This window comes from Pelagirhabdus alkalitolerans (genome assembly GCF_900096905.1).
Taxonomy (GTDB): domain Bacteria; phylum Bacillota; class Bacilli; order Bacillales; family Amphibacillaceae; genus Pelagirhabdus; species Pelagirhabdus alkalitolerans.
In genome coordinates this window covers 393,902-415,583 of record NZ_FMYI01000002.1, presented here as the reverse complement: position 1 = coordinate 415,583, position 21,682 = coordinate 393,902, and the positions used below count along the sequence as shown (strand labels likewise).

The following is a 21,682-nucleotide window of genomic DNA, read 5'->3' as shown; positions in this document are numbered from 1 at the left end:
GTCATCAATTATTTTGATGATCAAGAAGTAACGGATGAATTAGTTAAAAGAACAAATGGCCATTAACCATTTAAGTTCGTATGCTTCATGAATTTAAATGTGGGAGGAGGTGAATATCATGAACAAGACAGATTTAATCAATGCAGTTTCTGAAAAAAGTGAACTTTCTAAGAAAGACGCTACAAAAGCTGTAGACGCAGTATTTGAATCTATCATGGATTCACTTAAAGATGGTGAGAAAGTACAGCTAATCGGCTTTGGTAACTTTGAAGTACGTGAGCGTGCTGCCCGTAAAGGTCGCAACCCACAAACTGGCGCTGAGATTGAAATCCCAGCTAGCAAAGTTCCTGCTTTCAAACCAGGTAAAGCCCTTAAAGATATCGTAAAATAATGTTACATAGGGCGTAAAAGGGTGCAGTATTGCACCCTTTTTTCTTTTCTCATCATTTTCAATAACGATATTAGAGGTGAAAATAATGCAATCAGATCATATGATCATTAAAGCACTAGAGGACGGTGTGCAAGTCATTGGTTTAACGCGTGGGGAAGACACAAAGTTTCATCATTCAGAAAAATTAGATCAAGGTGAATTATTAATCGTTCAATTTACAGATCATACCTCAGCAGTGAAAGTAAAAGGTAAGGCCATTGTACAGTCAAGTCACGGGAAAATTGAATCAGAGTAGTGCAGGATAATAAAATGGATTATTTGCACTTAAAAAGTCGGTGGTTTGAAACATTTGAGCAATTAAATATACCAGTGTCTTTTTCTAATTCTTTAAAAAAACTACCAGATCATGATGCATTTTTAGTTCATCTTATCTCATGCATTGACTATTTAAAAAGATCAGAAGAGGATAAAGATCAGATCGTGATGGCCTTAATGTCTTTAAAATATGCTATTGATTTAAATATATTATACAGTCAAGGAAAGCTTGAACAGACCGATCACTTTATTTTATGGTCGGATTATTTAAGTGCCTGTTACTATCAAAAGTTAACAAGACTGAATTTAATAGATCTTGTTCAAATGCTCCAAACACCAGTCGAGTCGATTTATCTTCAATTAGCTAGTGATCATGAAGGAGAAGCGTTGAGTTCATGGGGCATATTGGAGACAGTTCAAAAATACATAAAGATAAACGAACTTACTTTAAGTGAGGTTGAAGATGGAGATACCTAAACGATTTGATTTAATACGCCAAGACTTAAACGATTGTAACGATTTGTTGATCAATTGGCTATCTAGTATGCCTTTGAGGATAAAAGAGCCAGCTCTTGAGCTTGTCACAGGTGGCAAACGAATACGTCCAATACTCGTGATTACGTCTAGTTATTATGTAGAAGCTGACCGAAAGCGTATCCTTCATTTAGCTGCAATATTTGAATTGATTCATCTCGCAAGTTTAATTCACGATGATGTGATTGATGATGCAGATATGAGACGAGATAAACCCACATTACATAAAGCTCAAACTACATTATATGCCATTAATGTAGCCAATTATTTATTTGCATTTGCACTAAGAAAATTAACAGAACTCAATTCAACACGGCTTCACTGTGTGATGTCGCGCTTATTAGTCGATTTAACGAATGGTGAATTAATGCAGTTAAATTCACGAAACAAACTAGATAAATCGGTTAAAACCTATTTAAGAAAAGTAAGACAAAAAACGGCTCATTTCATTGGTGTGTCGATGCAAGCACCAGGATTGTTGTTAGATTCTGATACAAGAATAGAAAGAGATTTATATCAATTTGGTTATTTCTTTGGGATGGCTTTTCAAATTTATGATGATTTAATGGATTTTCATTCATACGATCGAGGAAAAGATACTCAACTTGACCTATCAGATGGATATTTGACTTTACCTACTATTCTTGCGCTAGATGAAAAAAACATATATGATAAAGTGCAACAACTTTTTTCAGGTGTCTTAGATGACATCGATTATCAACGACTTATTAGCGAAGTCAGATATGATAAAGGGTTTAATCAATCAATCCAAGTTAAACAATGGTATTTATTAAAAGCGACGAAGCAACTAAAGAAATTACCCCGAAAAAGGGAAACATACATATTAAGTTCGCTTGTTGCTTCTTTAAATAACCATCCAATTGACTTATTTGAAAAATAATTCCATCGTAATGGGCTATTTTTAATTTGGAGAAGGAGCATACGTTATGTCAGATTATCAACAGTTTACACAGTCGATTAAAAAGAAAACAGGTATCGATTTAAATTTATACAAAGAAGTTCAAATGAAACGACGCCTCACTTCCTTACGTGATAAAAAAGGATTCGCAGATTTTGAGTCCTATTACAAAGCGCTAGCAAATGATGATGCGTTAATGTCTGAGTTTTTAGATAAAATGACGATCAACGTGTCAGAATTTTATCGTAATTCAGTGAGATGGAATGTTTTAGAAGAGAAAATATTACCTGATTTATTAAAGAAAAAGAGTAAATTAAAAATTTGGAGTGCAGCTTGCTCAACAGGTGATGAACCTTATACAATTGCGATGATGCTTAGTCAATATTTAGATTTAAATCAAGTATCAATACTAGCGACAGATATAGATGATAATATACTCGAACGGGCTAAAAAGGGTATTTATACAGAACGTGCATTAAAAGAAGCACCAAAACCGTTAATTGATAAGCATTTCACGAAAGAAAATAATTTATATATGATCGCCGATGAAATTAAAAATGCTATTACGTTTAAAAAGCATAATTTATTATCAGATGCTTATCCAACAGGATTTGATTTAATTGTGTGTCGTAATGTACTCATTTATTTTACTGAGGATGCTAAGAATGAAATTTATCATAAATTCAACCAATCATTGAATCAAGATGGTGTGTTTTTCGTAGGTAGTACCGAACAGATTTTTAATCCTGAGAAATACGGTTTTCAAGTGTTGGATACATTTTTCTATCAAAAAACAAAATAGTATTGATTCAAGAGCGTACATGATATGATTCATGGACGTTTCTTTTATATCAGTAAACGCATCAAATTCTATTCGTTTTCTTTGAAATGTTTGAAAAAAAAGAATTATCTATCAATTAAATGCACACATAAGGCGTTAGGTATGTTATATTAATACAAAATTATATATAAATAGGGGGAACTAATATGCGCTATTTAACTGCTGGAGAATCACACGGTAAACAGCTAACGACGATTGTTGAAGGTGTACCTGCTCAAATGCCTTTAACAACTCAAAATATTAATGAATCATTATTAAGAAGACAAAAAGGCCACGGGCGTGGTAAACGTATGCAAATAGAGAAGGATCTGGTGGATATTGCAGGTGGTGTCAGACACGGTTATACATTAGGATCACCCATTGCAATGGTTGTTAAAAATGACGATTTTAAACATTGGGAAGATATAATGGGAGAAGATCCTATCGAAAGTGATAAAAAACTGCGTCGAACGGTAACAAGCCCAAGACCTGGACATGCTGACTTGAATGGTGCGATTAAATATGGACATCGTGATATGCGTAATATATTAGAACGTTCATCTGCAAGAGAAACAGCAGCGCGCGTTGCAGCAGGTGCTGTTGCGAAAACATTATTAGCAAATCTTGGTGTTAAAATTGTCGGTTACGTTAATGAGATCGCAGGGATTGTAGCTGAATCAAAACCTGAACTTGAAATGGATGAGCGAATTAAGCAAAGTGAAGAATCACCTGTAAGAACACTAGACGAAGATGCAGCTCAAAAAATGATGAACGCGATCGATCAAGCGAAAAAAGATGGTGACTCAATCGGTGGTGTTTGTGAAGTTCGAGTTGAAGGACTTCCAGCAGGGCTTGGTTCATATGTACATTATGATCGAAAATTAGATGCGAAGATTGCTTTTGCGGTTCAAAGTATCAATGCCTTTAAAGGGGTTGAATTTGGAATTGGTTTTGAAGCGGCGAGACGAAATGGTAGCGAAGTTCACGATGAAATTATTCATTCAGAAGAGACTGGTTTTTCACGTCGTACGAACAACCTCGGTGGATTTGAAGGCGGTATGACAACAGGAATGCCAGTCGTCGTCAAAGGGGTTATGAAACCTATCCCAACGTTATATAAACCCCTTCAAAGTGTGGATATTGAATCAAAAGAGGTTTTCAATGCAAGTATTGAACGATCTGATTCTTGCGCTGTACCTGCTGCAGCTGTTGTGATGGAACATGTTGTGGCATTTGAAATTGCTAAAGAAATTCTTGATCAATTCCCACATGATCAATTCCCTAAATTAAAAGAGGCATTTGATCAATACAAAGAAGAAGCAAGGTGCTTTTAATGAAATCCATTCAAGTGATGACAAAAGACGGTGCGTATGATGTAAATGTTGATAGTGAGCTCAGGTTTCGTCTTCATGAATTGTTACCGAAGTCATACCGTAAGGTTTTTGTTATAACCGATAGTACGGTCGGCCCCCTTTATCTAGATGATGTGTTAACAGAGTTAAGAAAAGTATCTGAGGTTGATTATTCAATTGTTCCGGCTGGAGAGGGCTCTAAAAGCAGTCGTTTTTACTTTAATTTAATGACTGAAATTATAAACGCTGGTCTTGATCGCGACAGTCTGATTGTGGCACTTGGCGGAGGAATGATCGGTGATTTAGCAGGATTTGTCGCATCGACATATATGCGTGGGATTGACTTTATTCAAATGCCAACGACTATCTTAGCCCATGATTCAAGTGTTGGCGGAAAAGTAGCCATCAATCATCCTGAAGGTAAAAATCTGATCGGTAGCTTTTATCAACCGAAGGCTGTCTTGTATGATGTTGATACATTACACACGTTACCATTACGAGAAATTCGTTCAGGTTATGCTGAGATTGTGAAGCATAGTCTGATTCACCCAACACCTTTTTGGGATCAACTTAAATCTTTAAATTTAAATCAGCCCCTCGATAATGAACGTTTAGTCAGTGATTTAATTAACGGTATTCATGTGAAACGTGAAATTGTCCAGCAAGATGAATTTGAACAAAATGTTAGGCAATATCTTAATTTTGGTCATACATTAGGACACGCCATCGAAGCTGAACGTGGTTATGGTCACATCACACATGGTGAAGCTGTTGCGATTGGAATGCTTTTTGCACTACGAGTCAGTGAGCAGCATTTTAATATTCAACTTCCATTCGATGAGTTGTACCGGTGGTTTAAGCAAAACAATTACCCATTTGATGTAAGTGACTTATCGGTCACCAGGCTGATCACTCGAATGAAGAAAGATAAAAAAGCTAAAAATAGCGCGATTCAGATGGTTTTACTTAAACAATTAGGAGAATGTACATCTGTCCGTTTAGAAGACAACGATGTAACCCTTTGGCTCGAAACATTCATGCGAGAGTTGGTGAACAATTGATTAGAGGCGTAAGAGGAGCGACAACTGTTCGCGATAATAAAGCAGATGAAATCTTAGATCATACCAAATTATTAATAGAAGATATGGTTAAACAGAACACGATTCAACCTGAAGATGTTGCGAGTGTGCTTGTCTCGGTCACGTCAGATTTAAATGCGACGTTTCCAGCAAAACCAATACGGGAATTAGAAGGTTGGCAATATGTTCCCGTTATGTGTACAAAAGAAATTGATGTACCAGGCAGCTTACCAAAATGTATTCGTGTGTTGATGAGTATTAATACCGAACGAAGCCAAAAAGACGTTCATCATGTGTATCATTTTGAAGCAAAAAAATTAAGACCAGATTTAATAAATGATTGAGAGGGATTTAGATGAAAGCTAAAAAAGTATTTGAATCGATGACACCATATAAACCCGGTAAACAAATAGAAGAAGTCAAAAAAGAATACGGTTTAGACCGAATTGTTAAGTTGGCTTCAAATGAAAATCCATTTGGCTACTCCAAGAAAGTAGATGAAGTCATTCAACATGCAGCCAAGAGTTTTGAAATTTACCCAGACGGTTATGCAACTGATCTTCGTCAATTGCTAAGTGATGCGTTATCTGTATTACCAGATCAACTCGTTTTTGGTTGTGGATCAGATGAGATCATTGATATGATTTGCCGTACATACCTCGAAGAAGGTTCAAATACGATTATGGCCACACCTACTTTCCCGCAATATAAGCACAATGCTATGATTCAAGGTGCCGATATTAAAGAAATTCCACTGATTAATGGTTATCATGATCTACAAGGTATGTTAGATGCTGTAGATGAGAATACAAATGTTGTTTGGTTATGTACCCCGAACAATCCAACAGGCTGTATGATCAATGATCAATCGTTAAAGTTATTTATGGATAAATGTCCGGAAGATGTATTAGTTGTGCTTGACGAAGCTTACTATGAGTATATCTCTTCACATGAAGCACCAGATGCGCTCGAGTTGTTAAAAACATACAACAATTTAATCGTATTGCGTACATTTTCTAAAGCATATGGCATTGCTGGTTTAAGAGTTGGCTATGGCATTAGTAATCTTGAAATCAGTGAAGCGCTTAATATCGCTAGAGGGCCCTTTAACACGACAGACGTAGGGCAAAAAGCGGCGATTGCGGCTTTTAAAGACCAAGAATTTTTAGAGCAAACACGTAAAGAGACGTTAAACAATAAGATTGATATGATAAATTTCTGTGATGAGATGGAATTAGGTTACTTTGATTCTGAAACTAATTTCTTATTTATTAAGCTACCTGTATCGGGTGATCTATTATTCAATTACTTATTATCTAAAGGGTTTATTGTCAGAAGTGGTGTCGCACTAGGATTTCCTAATGGTGTCAGACTGACAATCGGAGCAAAAGAAGATATGCAAGAACTACAAACCCATATGAGAAATTTTTTAAATGAGCATGCAAAGGAGACGGAAGTTTGAAACCTAAAGTATTAGTTGTCGGTTTAGGTTTAATCGGCGGTTCATTGGCCTTAAATATCGTAAGACAAAACGATTATCATGTTATAGGTTACGATGTTAATAAAAAAACACTTCTCTATGCAGAAGAGAACGGCATAATAGACGAGCGATGCGATAATTTTAAAGAAGTTTTACCGACTGTTGATATTTGTATTTTATCAACACCTGTTTCTAAGACGGTTGAGTTAATTGAATCATTTAATGAGATTGAATTTACGCAACCGCTTATAGTCACAGATGTTTCGTCTGTAAAAGGTAACGTGATGAAAGCAGCGGAAAAAATCGAATCACCTCACGTATCATTCATCGGTGGACACCCTATGGCAGGCTCACATAAAAAAGGTGTTGAAGCTGCCAAAGCCCACTTATTCGAAAATGCCATCTATATATTATCACCGTGTGTCGGTGTACCTGAAGAAACCGTAAACCAATTAAAGAACGCACTTCAACCAACAGACTGTCAGTTTCTCGAGTTAAACCCAGACGAGCATGACGAAATGACAAGTGTTATCTCGCATTTCCCGCATTTAATTGCATCATCACTTGTCCATCAAGCGAAAAACTGGCAAGAAAAGCATGATTATATTCAAAACTTAGCTGCAGGTGGTTTTCGAGATATTACACGAATTGCATCAAGCAACCCAGCTATGTGGCAAGATATTTTCTTTCAAAACAAGCATATTTTATCCAACCTATTAACAGATTGGATAAAAGAAATGAAAGACTTAAGAAAACTCCTCGAAAGTGATGATAAAACAACGATGTATCATTACTTAGAACAGGCGAGAGAATATAGAGACGGCCTCGATCACAAAAAACGTGGAGCTATTCCCGCATTTTATGATTTATTTGTTGATATCTTTGACCAACCGGGCGCTCTATTAAAGGTCGTATCATACTTAGCAGAAGAACAAATTAGTATTAAAAACATTGAAATTCTTGAAATAAGAGAAGGCATTACAGGTGTTTTAAGACTGAGTTTTGTTTCAAAAGAAGATCAAATCGCAAGTCAACGTTTATTAGTTCAAAAAGGCTATGAAACGATGATAGAAGATTAAGATGAGAAAGTAGGGAAGCAAATGTCTGAAAAAATACTCCGAGCAGTTAATAAAGGCTTAACGGGTGAATTGACGGTTCCAGGAGATAAATCCATTTCACACCGATCGATTATATTAGGCGCTCTGGCTAATGGTACGACAACGATTGAAAATTTTTTAGATGGTGAAGATTGTATCCGAACGATTGATGCCTTTCGTCTAATGGGTGTTTCGATAGATCAAGAAGGTAAAAAAGTAACGATTAAAAGCCAAGGTAAAGACGGATTGAAAGAACCGTTACAACCAATCAATTTAGGTAATTCGGGTACGACAGCACGTCTTTTAATTGGTCTATTATCTGGGTTAAATATGCATACAACTTTATTTGGTGATGCGTCCTTAACGAATCGTCCAATGGATCGTATTACGGATCCGCTCAAGGAAATGGGGGCATCCATTGATGGACGTCAAAACGGGAAGTACTTGCCGATTGCAATTCGAGGTCAACGTTTAAACAATGTTGTATTTGAACCAAAAGTGAAAAGTGCGCAAGTGAAATCGGGTGTTCTTTTGGCTGGACTCACAGCTAATGGTCAAACAACAGTTATAGAATCGACAAAGACAAGAGATCATACTGAAAACATGCTAAAAGCGTTTGGTGGGAAAATTAATGTTAACGGTAATGAAATCGTCGTTGATCCGATTGATTCACTGAAACCGACATCGATTCAAGTCCCAGGTGATATTTCATCTGCAGCATTTTTCCTTGTAGCGGCTTCTATTGTGCCGGGAAGTAAGTTAACGATTAAAGATGTTGGATTGAATCCTACTCGGACTGGCATAATAGACAGCTTAAAGAAAATGGATGCTTCTATTTCTGTTGAAAAAACAAAAGAAATTGGTGGAGAAATTGTAGGAGATGTAACGGTTAAATACAGTAATCTAAAGGGAGCGACCATTGAAGGAGACATCATTCCGAGTATGATTGATGAGATTCCGATTTTAGCTCTAATGGCTACACAAGCAAAAGGTAAAACAATTATAAAAGATGCAGAAGAATTACGATATAAAGAGACAGACCGTATTATGACCGTTGTCGATACATTAAAAGCATTAGGCGCTCATGTTGAAGCAACGCAAGACGGTATGATTATTGAAGGACCAACACCATTAAAAGAGGCTAAAGTAAGTTCACATGGTGATCATAGAATCGGTATGATGATCGCAGTTGCTTCTTTAATTGCAACTGGACACGTAACGTTAAAAGATTCAGATGCGATTAATATATCGTATCCAGGCTTTTTCGATCATTTAGATCAATTAACTCAATAACATCGTTTAAACGAAATAAAAAAATTTCTTTTACGATCAATTGATAATCGGATTTAGACCTTTTATCAGTTGATCGTTTTGTTTTGTGAAAATGCGTATGCTTTATGGCTATCCACTATTATAATTGAATCTTGATTTATTTTTCGTTATGATGGTCTTATTCTATAAGCATATTGAAAGGTTGTTACGATACGATGGATATATATAAAGCAATTCATTTAATTGAAGAAGGCGAGACCGATCAAGGTATAAAAATGTTACAAGACTTAGCAAAAGATGCAAATGAAGATGATTTATTTACGATTGCTGATTTGTTTTTGGATTTAGGTTTAACAGATGATGCAAAACCTATACTAGAAAAATTGCTTACGATTTATCCAACAGATACTGAATTAATTATTACGTTAGCAGAATTATATACAGATCTAGAAGAAGATCAAAAAGCACTGGATTTATTAGAAACAATCGATTCTCAATCGACAGATTATGTTTTAGCACTATTACAAAAAGCTGATCTTTACCAATCACAAGGTTTATTTGAAGTAGCTGAACAAAAATTGATGGAAGCAAAGCAACTAGCCCCTAATGAATATATGATTGATTTTGCTTTAGCAGAATTAGCATTTTCAAATGGCCACTATCAAGCAGCGCTTACCCATTATGAAAAAGTTTATAAACAAGAGCGCGTCCTTAACCAAGTTGATATTAGTCAACGCTTAGCAGAATCATATGCAGCACTCGGTGAATTCGAACAATCGATTGAATGGTATCAATCAGTTGAAATTGACGATGACGATACGTTGTTTAGATATGGATTTATCGCTTTTCAGGCAAATCGATTGGATATTGCCGTTCATAATTGGGAAAAATTAATTAACAATGATCCTAGCTATACATCTGTCTATCCGTATTTGGCTGAGGCGTATGATGAACAAGGGATGCCTGATGAAGGTTATCGCGTAGCCAAATTAGGTATTGAACAAGATTCATTAAACAAAGAGCTTTTATTAACGGCTGCTGGGTTAGCAAGGAAAGTCAATCAATCAGACGAAAGTTATCGATTAGCTCGTGAGTCGATCGCCATTGACCCTGGCTATAAAGAAGGTGTCTTATATTTAGTAGAAAATTATAAGGCAGATGGTGATTTTGAAGCAATAATTGATTTATTATCTCATATAATTGATCAAGGCGAAGAAGATGGGTATTATAAATGGGAGCTAGCAAAAGCTTATGAAGAAGAAGAGTCGTTTAATGAGGCATATAAAGCTTTTCAACAGGCGTATGATGACTTTAAAGATGATGCAGACTTCTTAAAATCCTATGGTTACTTTTTAGTTGAAGAAGGAAAAATTGGAGAAGCAATCTCTGTATTTAAACGTTACCTATCATTTGAACCAAGTGATAGTGATTTAGAACAATATCTCATGCGACTTGAGAGCTAATGTAGAGATATGATGGAGGTTATGGCTGATGATGAATGTCACGGTTGAAGAAAAGAAGGCTTTTATCAATTGGTTTTTAGATCATTATAAGTTAAAAAAAAGAGAAAGCATGTGGATCTTAAGTTATTTAACGAATCATGATCAGTATTTAAAACATGTGCATTTTACAAATTATGTTCGCCATTGTCCTAGAGGTGTGTTCATGTCGACGACATGTTCGAAACAATTACCATTCCGCTTTTATAAAGATCATCTTATCACAAGTGATGCGGATAAATCATTTCATGAACTGCGCTTGAATCAAGATGATCCCATTTATATCGAATTATCTTTTGAGCATGATCGTCATACACCTGAATATGTCGCTGTGCTAGAAGAAAATCCATACTTACCAGATGATTTTCACCTGAGCGACGATGATAAACAATTTGCATCAAAATGGTTAGATGAAACTTTATATCATGCACAAAAGGATCGTTTAACGACTGAAATTGATCGTGCACTCGATAATCGTGACCATCTTTTATTTCATGAATTAATACAACAATTAAACGCAATGAAAAATACAGAACAACAAAAGAATTCCAACCCGTAAGTTAGGTGTAAGTGAGTTCTATATTATGGGGAGAAGATCATTTTGTCTTATTTATATATGTTACTCAAACAGCGTTCATTTCTGATCGTGTTATTTATCATTAATTTACTCGGGACGATCTATGGTTTTATCTGGTATGGTCCTCAGTTACGTGACACACCAGCTATCTTTTTACCATTTGTTCCTGATAGCCCGACAGCTAGTTTGTTTTTCACCATTTTTTTGGCTTTCTTTATTTTTGGAAAACATGTGCCTTACATTGAAGCATTAGCTGTTATGACGCTATTTAAATACGGAGTTTGGGCAGTGGTTATGAATGTTTTAACGTACTTTCAGTTAGGACAACTTAGCTTCGATGCCTATATGCTCATTTTTTCTCATGGTGCTATGGCTGTTCAAGGGTTATTGTATGCGCCATTTTACAAAATTCAAAAGCGGCACATTGTCGTTGCTGGATTGTGGACACTGCACAATGATTTTGTTGATTACATATTTGGTGTGATGCCAAGGTATCATGCATTAGATGTTTATATGGACGAGATTGGCTATTTTACATTTTGGTTAAGTATTGCTTCGATCACACTGACGTATTTTTTAACTATTAAACATAAAAATGCTCGCTTAGGTGATTAAATAAAGCACGCCTTTTAAATAAATGAATAGGATGATGTAAACCGTTCGTTTAAAGGGGCGAATGAAAATGATTGTATATGGCCTCCGTTTAGTCGTGTACTTGATCCATTTCATGAGCATTAGCTTATGGATGACTCATCCATTCACACTTATTGCGTTGCTCGTTGGAAGTGGCCTAAGTTATGTATTAATAACATCTTATAAACGTCGTAGGAAAGAAATGATTTGTTTAAAAGACTACAATAGTGCTATTGATCGTAAGTTGTAGACATTACCTGATAGTTGTCAGGTGGTGTCTTTTTTTGTACAATGACTTAGAAAAGTTTATAATGTGAATAGGAGGTAAAATAGCCAATGGATGAAAATAGAGATATACAACGCATGCAACAAAGGGTCGATGCATACATAAGTCAATTCGAAGAAGGCTATTTTAGTCCGTTAGCGATGATGGCTCGTTTTACAGAAGAATTGGGTGAGCTCTCAAGAGAAGTCAATCATCAATTTGGAGAAAAACAAAAAAAAGAAAGCGAAAAAGACAATACAATAGAGAACGAATTAGGTGATCTTATGTTTGTTATGGCGTCATTTGCTAATTCTCTAGATATTGACCTGTCAGAAGCATTTAATCAATCAATGACAAAAATTGAAACGCGAGATAAATATAGATTTACACGAATTGATAGGAGTGAATAATATGACAAAACAAACAAAAGTAGTCGTAGCAGGTGCGAGCGGAAAAATGGGATCTGAAGCACTAAGAATGGTTGAAAAACATGATGATTTAACCCTTGTAGGGTGTGTTGATTTGCAGCATACAGGTATGCAAGTAAAAGAGGTGGAAGGTCTACCGAAATTTGATGCTTATTTCTATGATAACATTGATACGTGCTTTGAATCTGTAGATGCGGATGTATTAATTGATTTGACTAGCCCTAAAGTAGGCTATAAACATACAAAAACAGCTATCTTAAATGGTGTACGTCCTGTTGTAGGAACAACCGGATTTTCAAATGAAGAATTAAAAGAATTAACAGAACTAGCTAAAGAACAAAAAATAGGTGCTGTGATTGCACCGAACTTTGCGATGGGTGCTGTTCTTATGATGCAATTTTCTAAATGGGCTGCGAAACATTTCCCTGATGTTGAAATTATTGAAAAGCACCATGATCAAAAATTAGATGCGCCTTCTGGTACAGCGGTTAAAACGGCTGAGTTAATTCAAGAAGAACGTACTCAAAAGAAACAAGGTCATCCTGATGAAGAAGAAACAATTAAAGGTGCTAGAGGTGCCGATTTTGATGGGATGCGCATTCATAGTATGCGACTGCCTGGCCTTGTTGCACACCAAGAAGTTGTTTTTGGAGGACCAGGAGAAAACTTAACGATTAAACACGATTCATTCCACAGACAATCATTTATGTCAGGTATTAAATTTGCCATTGATCATGTATTACATTTAGATGAGTTGGTATATGGGTTAGAACACTTAATGATGGACTAATTGGAGGCTAGACGGATGAAAATCTCACTAATCGCACATGATGAAAAAAAACCAGAAATTATTCAATTTGCAGTATCGTACAAGCATATTTTAAAACAACATGATCTATATGCGACTGGAACAACGGGCAAACGAATTGCTGAAGCGACAGGACTTTCGGTTCATCGTTTTAAATCAGGTCCACTCGGTGGTGACCAACAAATTGGTGCTAAAATAGCAGAGAATGAAATGGATCTTGTTATTTTCTTAAAAGATCCCTTAACGGCACAACCACACGAGCCTGATATTAGTGCATTAGGAAGACTTTCTGATGTCTATCAAATTCCACTTGTCACGAATTTAGCGGGAGCTGAAATTATGATTCGAGCACTTGATACAGGATTATTAGACTGGCGAGAAATTGTTAAAGAAGATGAGTAATATGAATAACGTGGGAAGTTAATCTGAACAAAAGATTAACTTCTTTAAGACCAAATTGTTAACAGTTTGGTCAATTGTGTTTACATTTCACGTCAGTGCATGAAGGATGATTCCATGAGTAATAAACATTTCGATAGGGCGTTTGAACTTGTCCGTGTTATTAAAGACGCAGGTTATGATGCCTTTATCGTTGGTGGAGCTGTAAGAGATTATTTATTAAACCAGACATCAAGTGATATAGATATTGCATCGAGTGCATCTCCAGAAGTGATTCAATCACTATTTGATAAGGTGATTACGGTTGGTATAGAACATGGTACGGTCATTGTTAGACACGAAGGTGAATCGTTTGAAATTACGACGTTTCGAACGGAATCCAATTACTCTGATTATAGACACCCAGATCATGTTGAGTTTGTAGAATCTATTATTTTGGATTTATCAAGACGGGATTTAACGATCAATGCGATTGCAATGGATGATGATCAATCGTTAATCGATCCATTTGACGGTAAATTTGATATTGATAATCGTATTATACGTGCCGTTGGATCTCCAGCACAGCGATTTGATGAAGATCCACTTAGAATTTTAAGAGCGATCCGGTTTAGTAGTCAGCTGAATTTCACGATTGAACCTAAGACCTTTCAAGACATTTCAAAAAAAGCTCCGCTTATTCAAGAACTGTCTGTTGAAAGGATTGCGATTGAACTGGAGAAACTTTTTAAAGGACGCGCATATAAACGAGCAATTCGTTATGGAATTGATTTGGGCGTCTTTTCTTATTTACCTGTTTTTAATCGTGATCAAGCTTACTTGAAATTTATTCAATCGATTGATCAACCTGTCCATCAATTAATTGATCTATTTGCCTTCATATCCTTAAGAGGAAGTCATGGTGTAACGATTCGAGATTTTGTTAGGGCGTATAAATTGTCGAATAAAACACTGAATAATGGACAAGTGTTAATCCAGTCTGTAAAGATATACAAACGATACGGATTATCACAATGGTTCGTTTATCAATTACCATCACATTTAGATCAATCATTCATTTGGTTAATTGACCAGCTAATGAATCACGCTATAGATCAGTCAGAACTTGCGCAATTACGCGAACAACTTCCCATTCAAACTCGAACAGAACTAACTGTATCAGGACATGATTTAATGGAATGGTTTCCTAATAAAGGAAAAGGTCGCTGGATGCGTGCTGTTTTAAATGAGATTGAGCACGCCGTTGTTACGGGTGATGTTTTGAATGATAAAAATGATATAAAGGATTGGTTATTATAAATGGCTTCTACACGTGAACAATTAATTACGTTACTATCGTCAAAGTCAAACACATTTGTCTCAGGTCAATGGATATCAGAGCAATTGAATTTATCAAGAACAGCGGTCTGGAAACAGATTAAACAACTGAAGTCTGATGGGTACGTGTTTGAAGCGGTACCGAATAAAGGGTATCGACTCGTTACGATTCCGGACAAAGTAAGTGAAAACACATTAGTGTGGGGTTTAGAAACAAAATGGTTAGGTCGTGAAGTTGAACATTATTCTTCACTTGATTCCACACAAACACTAGCAAAAAAACGCGCCTTAGAAGACGGCCATCATGGATTAGTCGTTGTCGCAGATAAACAGAATAAAGGGAAAGGGCGACTGAATCGCTACTGGGAATCTGATCATGACCAAGGTGTCTGGATGAGCTTTGTTTTAAAACCTGATCTTGAACCTTCACATGCCCCACAATTAACATTGCTAACAGCTGTTGTATTGGCAGAGACGATTGAATCGATTTCAAATGTAACACCTCAAATAAAATGGCCTAATGATCTATTATTAGATGGGAAAAAGGTAGCTGGTATTCTAACAGAGATGCAAGGTGAACAAGATCAAATTCATTTTGTAGTGATCGGGTTAGGGTTAAATCTTAATCAGAAAAACTTTTCCAAACAATTAAGTGAGATTGCAACATCACTCTGTCAACACACAACGCACAGCTATGATAAAAATGCCTTTATTCAAGCCTTCCTGACACATTTTGAACAGGCGTACGATGTGTTTATTCAACACGGCTTTGATCAGGTGCGAAACAAATGGCTAACATATGGTTTTCGTTTAAATGAGACTGTTTCTTACCAAGTTGGAAAAAAGGCCAAAACAGGTCAGATTCGTGGTATAACAGACCAGGGGGCTTTGATTATAGAAAACGATCAAAAACAAGAATACATCTATTCTGGTGAAATTGACTGGTTCAAGGAGGATAAATGAACGTGAAAACGACATTAGATTTTCTGAACATGAAAGAAACACGTGATAAAATAACGATGATTACTGCCTATGATTACCCATCAGCAAAGCAAGTTGAACAAGCAGGAGCAGATATGATTTTAGTTGGCGATTCTTTAGGAATGGTTGTGCTAGGTTATGATTCGACGATTAAGGTGACCATTGATGACATGTTACACCATGCTAAAGCAGCAAGTCGGGGTGCGCCTGATACATTTATTGTTGTTGATATGCCATTTATGTCGTATCATATTTCAACAGAAGAAACACTTTCAAATGCGCGTTTACTTTACCAAGCATCCGGTGCTCAGGCCTTGAAATTAGAAGGTGCAACAGATAAAACACTTCAAGCAATAAAAGCTTTGACCGATGCTGGTATTCCAGTTGTGGCTCATATTGGTTTAACACCACAATCTGTTAATGTTTTAGGTGGTTTTAAAGTTCAAGGCAAAGATGTAGAAAGTGCCAAACGTTTAATCAAAGATGCGACTCGTTTAGAAGAAGCTGGAGCGATTGCGGTTGTTTTAGAAGGCATACCGAAGCGATTGAGTGAAGAAATTACACAAACGATTCACATTCCAACAATAGGCATTGGTGCAGGGATTCATTGTGATGGACAAGTGCTCGTTTATCATGACATTATCCAGTACGGTGCGGATACCTTTCCTAAGTTTGTAAAAAACTATGCGTCTGTTGATCAGCCGATTAAAGAGGGGTTGAAACAATTTGTTAGCGAAGTGAAATCATCTCAATTCCCGACAGATACACATAGTTATCACTCTGAACAATTAGAAGCCTATTTTGAGCATAAAGGTGAGATGGAATGAAAATTATTCACGACCCAAATCAAATGACTCAAATCGTTAACCAACATCGTAAATCGTCTCAATCAATTGGCTTTGTGCCAACGATGGGGTATTTACACCTTGGACATGAAGCGCTTTTGAAAAAAGCGAGAGAGGAATCAGATATTGTGATTCTGAGCGTGTTTGTAAATCCCCTTCAGTTTAATGACACAAGCGATTTTGAATCATATCCGATTGATGAAAAACGGGACCAAGATGTCGCGAGAGCTCATCATGTTGACTATCTCTTCATGCCACATGCAAATGATTTGTATAAGAACAAGCATGCGATTACGATGCATGTAAAAGAGCGAACGGGTGTTTTATGTGATCGTTCACGTCCAGGACATTTTGATGGTGTCATCACGATCCTGACAAAGTTGTTTAATATCGTAAAACCAGATTATGCTTATTTTGGTAAAAAAGATGCCCAGCAAATCGCGATTGTGGATCTCCTAATTGAAACATTAAATTTTGATATCAAACTAAAAATGGTAGATACTGTTAGGGAATCTGACGGGTTAGCATTTAGTAGTCGTAATGTAAATTTAGAGGAAATTGAAAGAACACAAGCAAGCAGTATATACGCTAGTCTTAAACAAGCAAAACAAGCAATCTTAAACGGTGAAAAAGATCCTAGACGTCTAGTTCAAACAGTAGAAAAGACATTACAGACAATTGATACAGGTCAAATCGATTATGTCGATTTGTTAAGTTTTCCTGAATTAGAACCGATTGATCGAATCAACGGAACGATTATTTTGGCTGTTGCGATTCAATTTGAAAAAGCACGATTAATTGATAATATAGTGATAGATACGGAAAGTTAGGAATTAAAATAAGGGGGCTTTTTAAATGTTTCGAACGATGATGAAATCCAAAATTCACAGAGCGCGCGTAACAGAGGCGGATTTAAATTATGTTGGCAGCATTACAATTGACCAAGAGATATTAGAAGCTGTTAATTTGTTGCCACATGAAAAAGTTCAAGTTGTCAATAACAACAATGGCGCACGTTTAGAAACGTATGTTATTGCAGGTGAAAAGGGGAGTGGGGTCATTTGTTTAAATGGTGCTGCTGCTCGTCATGTGCAAGTAGATGATGTCGTTATTATTGTTGCATATGCTGTTTTAAGTGAAGAGGAGTTAAATACATTCAGACCTAAGATTGCCTTTATGAATGAGTCAAACGAAGTGACCGATGTCATTGAGGAAGAAACACCCCACTCATATAAATTTTAGTCGCCTGAAAATAAAGAAGCTTAAATATTTGTGAAGATAGGACTGATTACATGAATCAATTTGTTGTTGTTGATCTCGAAACAACAGGGAACAGCCCCCAAAAAGGTGACCGAATTATAGAAATAGGCATTGTAAGGTATATAAATGGCGAAGTTGTTGACACATACAACCAGCTACTCAATCCTAATATGCACATTTCTCGATTCATTACGCACTTAACTGGGATTTCGAATGAATTGATCTTTGACCAGCCTACTTTTTCTGATATAGCAGACGATATTTATCATTTTTTTCAAGATGCGTATTTTGTCGCGCATAATGTTCCATTTGATTTAGGGTTTTTGAATGTTGAGTTTAAAAATGCTGGGTTACCGCCGATTAATCAACCGACAATTGATACGGTTGAATTGAGTCGATTATTAAGACCTGATGCTCCAAGTTTCAAATTGTCTCAACTTGTCACGTTTCTCGGCATTGATCATGACAATCCGCATCGTGCGTCCTCCGATGCATATGTAACAGCGCAATTATTGGATGAGTTATTGCATGAATTACGAGCATTGCCTAACGCGACACTAAATCAGTTGAAAACAATAGAACCTTATTTAAAAAGTGATCTTCATTTAATTCTTGAACAATTTTCGCAAAAAGATCAATCAAAAGACCTGCACTATTCATATCTTCATGGTTTAGCCTATTGTCCAACTGATCGTACATCAGTTGATGTGTCAGATTTTGATCAATCGTTTGGAGAATGGATTGAGTCTATTTTTACGAATCCTTCACCTTTAGATTCAGCTTTTTCGCCATTTGAACAACGTCTTGGACAACGTGATATTAGTGAGTACGTGTTTCACAGCCTATCTAGCCACAATCAAGCGATTATTGAAGCGGGGGCTGGTACGGGAAAAACGTTGTCTTATTTACTCGCTAGTGGTTATTTTGCTAAGCAAAACAAACAGAAAATTATAATTAGTACATATTTAAAACGACTGCAAGATCAATTATTAGATGAATGGAACAAAATTAAAGGTGCTTTGGAATGGCCGCTTCAAATTGCGAATTTAAAAGGGAAACAAAATTATATTAGTATCCCTCTTTTTAGCGATTCATTAGCAAATGATGCACAGATGAATTATGACATAGCTTTAACAAAAGCGATATTGCTTGTGTGGTTAACACAAACGAAAACAGGTGATATAGATGATATACAATTACCAGCTAACGGCTATCGTTATTTCAAAACAGTCTCATCATTAAAAGAGTCCCATCATGTAGAAAAATCATTTTATCGTGATGCCCTCATGAGGGTAGAAGAGGCAGATGTTTTGATTGTCAATCATGCATTACTCGTTGAATTTGCCTCATCGGATGCGCAAGTTTTGGAACCCTTTAACTACATGATTGTAGATGAAGCACACCATTTAGAGCGTGTCATAGCGAATCAATTAGGTGAGCAATTACATTACAAACAACTTTTGACTACATTTAAACAACTGTACGTAGACATAAATTCATGTACAAACGATCGCAAACAATTGGATCAAATGTTTGATTCACTTAAACAAGAACTCGATTTATTATTTCGTTATTTAAACCATCTCACCAAACAAGGTTCGTTTAAAAAAACTCAAAAAAATGATTTAGGCAGATTGCAGCGATCTATTTCAGAGATTGATCAAACAGATTTTTCTGTTTCTGTTGATATGGCTGAACGCGTCACGATGTTAATGGGGGATTTAGATCGGTTTATTCAATCGAATCAACAAAAACGTGCTTCTATAGAGGTCGTTAATCAATTAAGAGATCAGATTCAAAATATTAAATCCCAATTTAAATCCTACTTTCGTTTAGATGATCATAACGAGGAAATAAAATGGATTGAAAGTGAAACGCTTGGAGCTGAGAATGCGGTTAGTTTATATAAAGAATCACTAAATGTTTCAACATTCTTTAAAGATAAGATAAATCCGCTATTTGACTCAATCATCTACACAGGTGCTACATTAAGTGTTTCAAACTCATTTGATTATTTTAAAGCTCAACTTGGGATCGATGACTCACAAGGAATAGAGCGGATCATTCCATCACCTTATCATCATCAAGATCAAATGAAACTCTTAATTCCAAACGACTTTCCAATCATGGATTATAAATCTATGGATCCGTTTCTAGAAGCAACGTGTGAATTTATTTTCTCACTTGCTGATATTACAAAAGGGCGGATGCTTATTTTGTTTAATTCGCATGATCTTTTAAAAAAAGCGTACCGTTATTTAAATACACTGTTTGCAGATGATTATCTGATTATCGCACAAGGTATTACAAGTGGAAGCCATGAGCGGTTAAAGAAAAATTTCCAAACGTTTGATCAATCAATTTTGCTCGGAACAAATGCGTTTTGGGAAGGGTTAGATATACCAGGTGAGGATTTACAAGCCGTCGTGATCGTTCGCTTACCATTTGATCCACCGCATCAACCTCATTTCCATGCTTTAGCAGAAAAGATGAAAAGTGAAGGAAAAAATCCGTTTACTGAATTAGCTCTGCCACGTGCAACGATTCGTTTTAAGCAAGGGTTTGGTCGATTAATTCGAACTAAACATGATCGAGGCTTATTGTTTGTTTGTGACGAACGGCTTATAACAAAACAATACGGTCAAACTTTTTTAAAGTCTACACCGGATGTTCCAACGTATTATAGACGTTCAACCGAACTTTTAGATTTAGCCTTAGAATGGTTTAGTTAGAAAAAGAATTAAGGGAATAGGAATTAAATTCATGATTATATATGACAAAAGGAAACATTTTCGTTTATACTAGTAAACAGCAATCGTGTCATTTATGTCACATTTATGTTAAACAATTCCGCTCGTGATGAAAGAATCGGGGGTATCCATGAGAAGAAATAGACAAGCACAATCATTTGAATTAAATCGGTGGAAGATTGTTGTGTTAATCATGGTCATGTTGTTTTTGATGGTACTTACTTACTTGGTCTATGTTTACTATTCATTTGAACAATCTGCTCAACAAGGTTTTGATGAAACGATTGAACGTATTCAAACGAATGATGCGTCATTTGAAGTGGACTCGATCACTCGCTTTCATGGCGATCATCATTATCATGTCGTTCAAGGCGAACGAGAAGGTGAGGATCTGATTATCTTTGTTAATCAATCAGATGACGAAACAGAGCCTGTTGAATTTAACCAAGAAGATCTTGAAGACGAGGAGCAACTATTATCTGATTGGGAGTCAACCAACACATATCAAGACATTCATCAAACAAACATTGGCATTAGACAAAACACGCCACTATTTGAAATTATATACCGAGATCAACAAGGGCGTTTAAGCTATGATTATTATCGCTTAGACACTGGCGAATACGACAGTGGTATATCCTTTGCAAGTCAATCATAAATA

The 21,682-nt window shown here is 36.2% G+C and carries 25 protein-coding genes; all 25 read left to right on the top strand.

Going from position 1 to position 21,682, the window contains the following annotated elements; all coding sequences use genetic code 11:
• The first annotated feature begins 118 nt into the window (after positions 1-118).
• The 25 genes from BLR62_RS04265 (at position 119) to BLR62_RS04145 (ending at position 21,679) form a co-directional block, all read left to right on the top strand.
• Complete coding sequence (locus BLR62_RS04265; RefSeq protein ID WP_143008349.1) at positions 119-391, top strand: HU family DNA-binding protein; 273 nt, start codon at positions 119-121, stop codon at positions 389-391.
• An 85-nt stretch (positions 392-476) separates the two neighbouring features.
• The gene (gene mtrB, locus BLR62_RS04260) at positions 477-686 is read left to right on the top strand and encodes a trp RNA-binding attenuation protein MtrB (protein ID WP_090793608.1); all 210 of its coding nucleotides are present in this window, start codon (positions 477-479) and stop codon (positions 684-686) included.
• A gap of 14 nt (positions 687-700) precedes the next feature.
• Positions 701-1,183, top strand: coding sequence for a hypothetical protein (locus BLR62_RS04255; protein ID WP_090793606.1), 483 nt, complete (start codon positions 701-703; stop codon positions 1,181-1,183).
• Positions 1,170-2,141, top strand: coding sequence for a polyprenyl synthetase family protein (locus BLR62_RS04250; RefSeq protein WP_090793603.1), 972 nt, complete (start codon positions 1,170-1,172; stop codon positions 2,139-2,141). Before BLR62_RS04255 ends, BLR62_RS04250 begins: the two co-directional genes overlap by 14 nt.
• Before the next feature lie 46 nt (positions 2,142-2,187).
• Positions 2,188-2,961: a CheR family methyltransferase gene (locus BLR62_RS04245; protein ID WP_090793601.1), complete on the top strand. Its 774-nt coding sequence runs from the start codon at positions 2,188-2,190 to the stop codon at positions 2,959-2,961.
• Positions 2,962-3,146: 185 nt separating this feature from the next.
• Complete coding sequence (aroC, locus tag BLR62_RS04240) at positions 3,147-4,313, top strand: chorismate synthase (RefSeq protein ID WP_090793599.1); 1,167 nt, start codon at positions 3,147-3,149, stop codon at positions 4,311-4,313.
• A complete protein-coding gene (gene aroB / locus BLR62_RS04235; protein WP_090793596.1) occupies positions 4,313-5,392 on the top strand; it encodes a 3-dehydroquinate synthase in 1,080 nt (359 codons plus the stop codon). Before aroC ends, aroB begins: the two co-directional genes overlap by 1 nt.
• Complete coding sequence (gene aroH, locus BLR62_RS04230; protein WP_090793593.1) at positions 5,389-5,754, top strand: chorismate mutase; 366 nt, start codon at positions 5,389-5,391, stop codon at positions 5,752-5,754. The genes aroB and aroH overlap by 4 nt, the downstream gene beginning before the upstream one ends.
• An 11-nt stretch (positions 5,755-5,765) precedes the next feature.
• Positions 5,766-6,872 (top strand): histidinol-phosphate transaminase, encoded by a 1,107-nt coding sequence (gene hisC, locus BLR62_RS04225; protein ID WP_090793590.1) that lies wholly within the window; start codon positions 5,766-5,768, stop codon positions 6,870-6,872.
• A complete protein-coding gene (locus BLR62_RS04220; RefSeq protein ID WP_090793588.1) occupies positions 6,869-7,969 on the top strand; it encodes a prephenate dehydrogenase in 1,101 nt (366 codons plus the stop codon). The genes hisC and BLR62_RS04220 overlap by 4 nt, the downstream gene beginning before the upstream one ends.
• A 21-nt stretch (positions 7,970-7,990) precedes the next feature.
• Complete coding sequence (aroA, locus tag BLR62_RS04215; protein WP_090793585.1) at positions 7,991-9,280, top strand: 3-phosphoshikimate 1-carboxyvinyltransferase; 1,290 nt, start codon at positions 7,991-7,993, stop codon at positions 9,278-9,280.
• A 194-nt stretch (positions 9,281-9,474) separates the two neighbouring features.
• Positions 9,475-10,722: a tetratricopeptide repeat protein gene (locus BLR62_RS04210; protein WP_090793583.1), complete on the top strand. Its 1,248-nt coding sequence runs from the start codon at positions 9,475-9,477 to the stop codon at positions 10,720-10,722.
• A gap of 28 nt (positions 10,723-10,750) precedes the next feature.
• Positions 10,751-11,317, top strand: a complete 567-nt coding sequence (locus tag BLR62_RS04205; protein WP_090793580.1) for a ReoY family proteolytic degradation factor — start codon at positions 10,751-10,753, stop codon at positions 11,315-11,317.
• Positions 11,318-11,374: 57 nt separating this feature from the next.
• Positions 11,375-11,950: a lipoprotein heptaprenylglyceryl N-acetyltransferase LhaT gene (gene lhaT, locus BLR62_RS04200; protein ID WP_176759213.1), complete on the top strand. Its 576-nt coding sequence runs from the start codon at positions 11,375-11,377 to the stop codon at positions 11,948-11,950.
• 61 nt (positions 11,951-12,011) lie between these two features.
• Positions 12,012-12,218, top strand: a complete 207-nt coding sequence (locus tag BLR62_RS04195; protein ID WP_143008348.1) for a hypothetical protein — start codon at positions 12,012-12,014, stop codon at positions 12,216-12,218.
• Positions 12,219-12,304: 86 nt separating this feature from the next.
• Positions 12,305-12,643 (top strand): nucleotide pyrophosphohydrolase, encoded by a 339-nt coding sequence (locus BLR62_RS04190; protein ID WP_090793572.1) that lies wholly within the window; start codon positions 12,305-12,307, stop codon positions 12,641-12,643.
• A 1-nt stretch (position 12,644) separates the two neighbouring features.
• Positions 12,645-13,451, top strand: a complete 807-nt coding sequence (gene dapB / locus BLR62_RS04185; protein ID WP_090793571.1) for a 4-hydroxy-tetrahydrodipicolinate reductase — start codon at positions 12,645-12,647, stop codon at positions 13,449-13,451.
• A 15-nt stretch (positions 13,452-13,466) separates the two neighbouring features.
• A complete protein-coding gene (mgsA, locus tag BLR62_RS04180; protein ID WP_090793568.1) occupies positions 13,467-13,871 on the top strand; it encodes a methylglyoxal synthase in 405 nt (134 codons plus the stop codon).
• A 114-nt stretch (positions 13,872-13,985) separates the two neighbouring features.
• Positions 13,986-15,167 carry a CCA tRNA nucleotidyltransferase gene (locus BLR62_RS04175; protein WP_090793566.1) on the top strand — a complete coding sequence of 394 codons (1,182 nt, stop codon included), beginning with the start codon at positions 13,986-13,988 and terminating at the stop codon, positions 15,165-15,167.
• Positions 15,168-16,148, top strand: coding sequence for a biotin--[acetyl-CoA-carboxylase] ligase (locus tag BLR62_RS04170; protein ID WP_090793564.1), 981 nt, complete (start codon positions 15,168-15,170; stop codon positions 16,146-16,148).
• A 2-nt stretch (positions 16,149-16,150) separates the two neighbouring features.
• A complete protein-coding gene (gene panB / locus BLR62_RS04165) occupies positions 16,151-16,993 on the top strand; it encodes a 3-methyl-2-oxobutanoate hydroxymethyltransferase (protein WP_090793796.1) in 843 nt (280 codons plus the stop codon).
• Complete coding sequence (gene panC, locus BLR62_RS04160) at positions 16,990-17,841, top strand: pantoate--beta-alanine ligase (RefSeq protein ID WP_090793562.1); 852 nt, start codon at positions 16,990-16,992, stop codon at positions 17,839-17,841. The genes panB and panC overlap by 4 nt, the downstream gene beginning before the upstream one ends.
• A gap of 25 nt (positions 17,842-17,866) precedes the next feature.
• Complete coding sequence (panD, locus tag BLR62_RS04155) at positions 17,867-18,253, top strand: aspartate 1-decarboxylase (RefSeq protein ID WP_090793559.1); 387 nt, start codon at positions 17,867-17,869, stop codon at positions 18,251-18,253.
• Between the two features lie 50 nt (positions 18,254-18,303).
• Entirely contained in the window at positions 18,304-21,003 is a 2,700-nt protein-coding gene (gene dinG / locus BLR62_RS04150) for an ATP-dependent DNA helicase DinG (protein ID WP_090793556.1), read from the top strand.
• Positions 21,004-21,151: 148 nt separating this feature from the next.
• Entirely contained in the window at positions 21,152-21,679 is a 528-nt protein-coding gene (locus tag BLR62_RS04145; protein ID WP_090793554.1) for a hypothetical protein, read from the top strand.
• The last annotated feature ends 3 nt before the right edge of the window (positions 21,680-21,682 follow it).

Bases quoted from the DNA above. Each gene is read 5' to 3' on its own strand.
- BLR62_RS04265 (WP_143008349.1), top strand. From the start codon at position 119: ATGAACAAGACAGATTTAATCAATGCAGTTTCTGAAAAAAGTGAACTT.
- mtrB (WP_090793608.1), top strand. From the start codon at position 477: ATGCAATCAGATCATATGATCATTAAAGCACTAGAGGACGGTGTGCAA.
- BLR62_RS04255 (WP_090793606.1), top strand. From the start codon at position 701: ATGGATTATTTGCACTTAAAAAGTCGGTGGTTTGAAACATTTGAGCAA.
- BLR62_RS04250 (WP_090793603.1), top strand. From the start codon at position 1,170: ATGGAGATACCTAAACGATTTGATTTAATACGCCAAGACTTAAACGAT.
- BLR62_RS04245 (WP_090793601.1), top strand. From the start codon at position 2,188: ATGTCAGATTATCAACAGTTTACACAGTCGATTAAAAAGAAAACAGGT.
- aroC (WP_090793599.1), top strand. From the start codon at position 3,147: ATGCGCTATTTAACTGCTGGAGAATCACACGGTAAACAGCTAACGACG.
- aroB (WP_090793596.1), top strand. From the start codon at position 4,313: ATGAAATCCATTCAAGTGATGACAAAAGACGGTGCGTATGATGTAAAT.
- hisC (WP_090793590.1), top strand. From the start codon at position 5,766: ATGAAAGCTAAAAAAGTATTTGAATCGATGACACCATATAAACCCGGT.
- aroA (WP_090793585.1), top strand. From the start codon at position 7,991: ATGTCTGAAAAAATACTCCGAGCAGTTAATAAAGGCTTAACGGGTGAA.
- BLR62_RS04210 (WP_090793583.1), top strand. From the start codon at position 9,475: ATGGATATATATAAAGCAATTCATTTAATTGAAGAAGGCGAGACCGAT.
- BLR62_RS04205 (WP_090793580.1), top strand. From the start codon at position 10,751: ATGATGAATGTCACGGTTGAAGAAAAGAAGGCTTTTATCAATTGGTTT.
- lhaT (WP_176759213.1), top strand. From the start codon at position 11,375: ATGTTACTCAAACAGCGTTCATTTCTGATCGTGTTATTTATCATTAAT.
- BLR62_RS04195 (WP_143008348.1), top strand. From the start codon at position 12,012: ATGAAAATGATTGTATATGGCCTCCGTTTAGTCGTGTACTTGATCCAT.
- BLR62_RS04190 (WP_090793572.1), top strand. From the start codon at position 12,305: ATGGATGAAAATAGAGATATACAACGCATGCAACAAAGGGTCGATGCA.
- dapB (WP_090793571.1), top strand. From the start codon at position 12,645: ATGACAAAACAAACAAAAGTAGTCGTAGCAGGTGCGAGCGGAAAAATG.
- mgsA (WP_090793568.1), top strand. From the start codon at position 13,467: ATGAAAATCTCACTAATCGCACATGATGAAAAAAAACCAGAAATTATT.
- BLR62_RS04175 (WP_090793566.1), top strand. From the start codon at position 13,986: ATGAGTAATAAACATTTCGATAGGGCGTTTGAACTTGTCCGTGTTATT.
- BLR62_RS04170 (WP_090793564.1), top strand. From the start codon at position 15,168: ATGGCTTCTACACGTGAACAATTAATTACGTTACTATCGTCAAAGTCA.
- panC (WP_090793562.1), top strand. From the start codon at position 16,990: ATGAAAATTATTCACGACCCAAATCAAATGACTCAAATCGTTAACCAA.
- panD (WP_090793559.1), top strand. From the start codon at position 17,867: ATGTTTCGAACGATGATGAAATCCAAAATTCACAGAGCGCGCGTAACA.
- dinG (WP_090793556.1), top strand. From the start codon at position 18,304: ATGAATCAATTTGTTGTTGTTGATCTCGAAACAACAGGGAACAGCCCC.
- BLR62_RS04145 (WP_090793554.1), top strand. From the start codon at position 21,152: ATGAGAAGAAATAGACAAGCACAATCATTTGAATTAAATCGGTGGAAG.